The sequence below is a fragment of the Prevotella sp. TF12-30 genome, assembly GCF_003436715.1.
Taxonomy (GTDB): domain Bacteria; phylum Bacteroidota; class Bacteroidia; order Bacteroidales; family Bacteroidaceae; genus Prevotella; species Prevotella copri_A.
The window spans coordinates 1-4,645 of record NZ_QSQJ01000075.1 but is presented as its reverse complement, the minus strand read 5'-3'; the positions used below and the strand labels follow the sequence as shown (position 1 = coordinate 4,645).

Annotated in this window: 2 protein-coding genes and 1 pseudogene; all 3 read right to left on the bottom strand. The window is 42.3% G+C overall.

Features of this window, described 5'->3' with window-relative positions; translation table 11 throughout:
* Window positions 1–170: 170 nt before the first annotated feature.
* On the bottom strand, window positions 171–3,020 hold the full coding sequence (locus tag DXD25_RS15815; RefSeq protein ID WP_117664335.1) for a fimbrillin family protein: 2,850 nt from the start codon (window positions 3,018–3,020) through the stop codon (window positions 171–173).
* A 139-nt stretch (window positions 3,021–3,159) separates the two neighbouring features.
* Window positions 3,160–4,335, bottom strand: coding sequence for a fimbrillin family protein (locus tag DXD25_RS15810; protein ID WP_117664334.1), 1,176 nt, complete (start codon window positions 4,333–4,335; stop codon window positions 3,160–3,162).
* A gap of 109 nt (window positions 4,336–4,444) precedes the next feature.
* Window positions 4,445–4,645 (bottom strand): annotated as a pseudogene (locus DXD25_RS16820) (DUF5119 domain-containing protein); the annotation flags it as partial.

The window sequence follows — 4,645 nt, the reverse complement described above, 5'->3', positions numbered from 1 at the left end:
GAGCATAAAGTGGTTAGGTCAGTTTTTGACGGCGGATTACAAATCCGCCGGGACGCCTAACGGAGGACATATCCGGCGCTACGGATAACATATCCGCCGGGACGCCTAACGGGGGATGGGCATATCCGGCGCTAAGGAAAGGGCATATCCGGCGCTACGGAAATCAAGTACTACGGATTAAAGCATTTCTTGGCCTCCCATGAAATCTTCGCAGCTCCATGACCTTTGTGGCCTGTTTCGTCGATTCCAGCCGGAGATTTAAATGTTTTATTACCGGCTATCGTTTCTGCATCTTGGCTAAGGAAGGCTTTATTTACATAACCTGTACCGCCACCACCAGAAGATACAGAATTAGTACCAGCCCAGCCTCCCCAGAAGCCGCCACCGCCACCGCCACTACCATGTTCGGTACCAGTTGCTTTACGGGCTTGTTCTCCCATACCAAATATATACCAGTTAGGTGCATTATTTTTGTGAGGATCATAAAAATTACCAGAAGCATCATAATTAGATATCGCGTTATTACCTTGAGAGGTAGAAATTGATAATCCACCAGCATCTCCACCACCATATCCACCTTCCCAATGATAGCAATCACCTCCACGTCCACCTGCAACCATTATAAGTTGAGTGTCATAATCTTGCTTAAAGGCGGTCAGCATTGCTTTTTTAAAACCAATATGGGTAGCACCGCCACCTCCACTGCCTCCAATCTTACTTTTATTTGCACCATTTCTAGAATCGCGTCCTCCATTATATCCACCGAAACCACCATAGCTTGAGCCATGATTAGGTTTATTTGGATCGTTACGGGTTCCTTCTCCACCGACACAAACATAAAGAGTATTCTTCTCTTTCAGTGTTGCGTTTCCTTTTGAGTATCCCCCACCAAAACCTGAATAAGAATATCCATTCCAGGCAGTATTTTTTGCAGAACCTGCTCCCCAACATTCCAACTTGTAAGTTGCATCTTCTGGAACCCCAAACTCCTGAACAAAATCTACTTCATGACCTACACCGGCTCCTGTTACAGGATTATATCCGGTATCGTATTCGAAGTCTCTAACTCCATATATAAACGCAGGATCTGCCTGGATTGAAAGTTGTTGTGGAGTACTTTCTGTAGGTGTCAAACTATGCGACTTTAAAAAGCCCCAGTGAGTTCGAGTATCGTCATTAGGATTTCCTGCCTTAAACGATGTCTGTACACGCAACGGAATGATTTGAAGATATTTTGTACCCTTAGTTACGCAATAAGGTACATTGCCTATAAAATCAGTTGAGGCGGTCAATGTCCGTTCACCCTCTGTCTTAGAAATTTTTGGCGTTATAGTCTTATCACCATAGTAATACTTATACGAATTGTCTTTAAAGTAACAAGTAACTGGTATCTTCTTGTCACTCAAAGTTAATACCGCAAGACTAACCTGGTGATCCATTTTGAACTCTAATGTAGAAGCATCTGCTTTTACGACGCCACTAGCCACCTGAAGGTCCTGGCTCACAAGAGTATTAACATCTTGCTGAGCACTAACAGGTGTCCATTTATCTATCATATCTTTAAAGAACTCAGCAGCAGTTGTTGCTTCTTTATCAATGGTTTTTTCTGTCTTACTATATGGATAGTAGGCAAAATACTTATAATTTGTAGTGAACAGGAATCTCTGATTATTCTCTGTCTTCCAAATAGAATTTCCCTGATCATCCTGCTGCTTCACAAGCTTGATATTAGGGATTACCACTAACCCATCCTTACTTACTGCATAGAGGCCGATAGCCTCATTGTCATTAAACAACTGCTTAGGATAACCAACAGCAGTCCATGTATCAGGATACACAACCTCCGGATTACTCAGCGTATTAATAGCCTTTGCCGAAAGCTTATAGATGACAGATTTACCTGGCAGCCATACCTGGTCCTTCATATCGATAATCAGGGACTGGAGTACGCCATCCAGTTCGAATTGGAAATTCAACTTGGCACTTTCTGGCAGTGTCTGCGGAATCATCATCAGCGTATTGTTATCTGATGTCAATGCGAAATCCTTGCCTGTTACTATATCTTGATCCTTGAGATCGAATGTATATATTCCTGTTTTATTGCTTCCACCATCCTGGGCAAATTGCCAATCTGGTGCAGCAGTTCCTTCTCCTTTCATTACAGCAAGATCATAGGTACCCTCGTTAGGAATACCACTCAGAGTAATGCTTGTCAATTTCTTTCCAGCACCAAGAACATCAGCCAAATCCTTATCGATAGCGAAGGTTACGGCAGTAAGGGCATGATTGAAATTCAAATCCAAGGCGTTATCTGATTGCGAGCCTTTGGCTGTGGCAAGAATCAAATCGGGCTGATTCACAATATCCGTTGTTGATGCAGTATATGTTATCTGAGTCTTTTCATTATCTACATCTGGCGTGAAACTCAGAGGAGAAGTTGAGCCTGCACTATATGGAGCGAAGGCATGAAAAGACACTTCTGAACCCACTGGCCAGCGGCTGTCCTTGATTTCCCACACCTTATCTTCTGTGTTTGATGTGGCTACCGCTATTTTTGGATCACCATTTTCTTCCTGGAATAATGATAAATTATTTTCTCCGTTCTTATAAATCGCAGTTACGCCAAAGCTACCATAGGCGCCAATATTATCCTTCATGCTTCCACGCGTCAGCGCTACCCTTTCGTGCTCTACGTCTTCCAGGGGTGCGCCGGAACGGGTGATGGGTTTTCCTTCCTTGCTCCAGATATGGATGCCATCCTGCACTACGGGATGGAGATAGAGGGGTTTGCCGAAAGGAGTTGGCACGACGATGGGACCCTTCTCGGTGGCAGCAGCAATGGCAGCACGGGAAGAGGAAGCGGGAGACATGGGTTTCCAGCTGTTGTCGAGCGTTGCATGAAACGTGATTTTATCTTTTGATAGATTGGCTTGCTGCAGTGATTCGCTTTCTGAACATGACGTAAAGGATGCGAGTACACTGAGTGCCAACAAACTGCTTTTATAAGTTTTCTTCATCATAATGGTTTCTTTTTATTCTTTTTCTTACGCCATTTTTTGGAGTTAAAGGAATTGGAGAATTCCGAAGCTCAACATCACGTGAGAGGGAATCTCCAATTCCTTGAATTTGATTTTTTATTGTGAATGTAATGTGAGGGGATTACATCTTAATGTTGCCACCTTCTGTACCAGCAAATGCATCAACCCAATCCTTCACTACCTTTACAGTGAACTTGATTGTCTTACCGAAGATGTTGTCACCCTTCTGTGAATCATCTGTTCCAGGCTTTACTTCAGTACTACCTTCAGGATTAGGCTTTACAGGATCCACCTTACCACAACCATTTGTCATGTCAAGAGTGTAAATGTACTTATTGCCTGCATCCCATTTTGTATTTTTAGGAAGAGCAACGGCAGCCCAACCGTAACCATTACCGCTTGCAGGGTAAATGGCTGTTTTACCTCTTTTTACATTAATCAACAAAGAGATGTATGCCTTACCTGTAAAACTATCAAACTTATCAGCAACATCAGCAGTTGTTCCAGCCCAAGATGTTACTGTCTGAGGGATAAGCATTGCACCACCTGCAACACCACCTGCATTACACTTATCTGTCAAATCGACAGGATCTGAATTCTGAAGAGTTATCGGATTCTCAAACACAGTTTCATATACAGCATTTGCAGTACCAGAATTAGTCCAAGTATGACTATTTGTGTTCTTACCTGCGTCATGTGCGAATGCATAGTCTGCAGAACCACTAACAGAAGCAATACGAATACCCTTAATAGAATAATGAAGATCAGCATCTGAATTCTTAACTACAATCTTAATCTGAGAAAGAATGTGCTCAAAATTCAACTCTACACCATTCGCATCATTAGCTGTCTGAGAACCTGTACCATATGCAAAAACAACATCGTGCTGATCCTTGATATCCAATTTTGGTTTAAAACCAGTAATACTAGCACCTGTTTTTGTTAAAGTAGGAACATTGTAACCCCAAGTATCTCCAAGATGAGAGTAAGCAACAAAGGTGAGACTTCCATTCTTTGGCCAAGTTGGATTGAAATTCTTAGCTTCAAAAAAGTTATTATCACCTTTCTCAAATACCTTATTTGCAAAATATGCATTATCTCCATCAAATGCACTAACAGTCATCTTAGTCATGTTAGTTACTCCATCCTTACCTGTTAACTCCAGGGCACGGCTATTCAAGCCAACGGAAGTACGGAAGGTGATAGATGAGCTCTTCGCAACATCTGTGGTCTCCTCTGAAGAGCAAGAAGAGAGGGCGATGGCAGCAGCTGCCATCATGTAAAACGCTTTTTTCATAATTGATACTTTTAAAAAATTAATACTATGTTTTTATATCTTATTAATGATAGATAATATCCTTATTGATGATAATCTATATCCTTATTGATAATAGACAATATCTATTCTACATTTTGATATCTATGTATATCTCATTCCATTTGCTTACGCTCGGCTGAAGACCACCATCGGTGCCTGGGGCTGGCTTCGGCAAGGGAAGCTGTTCCAACTCTATCTTGATGTGGGTATCGTCTTTCTGATTCGCATCGTGCACCTGGTCGGTTACATCCTTCTCGTAATACCAGTTGGTGCCGTCGGTGAGCTGCGC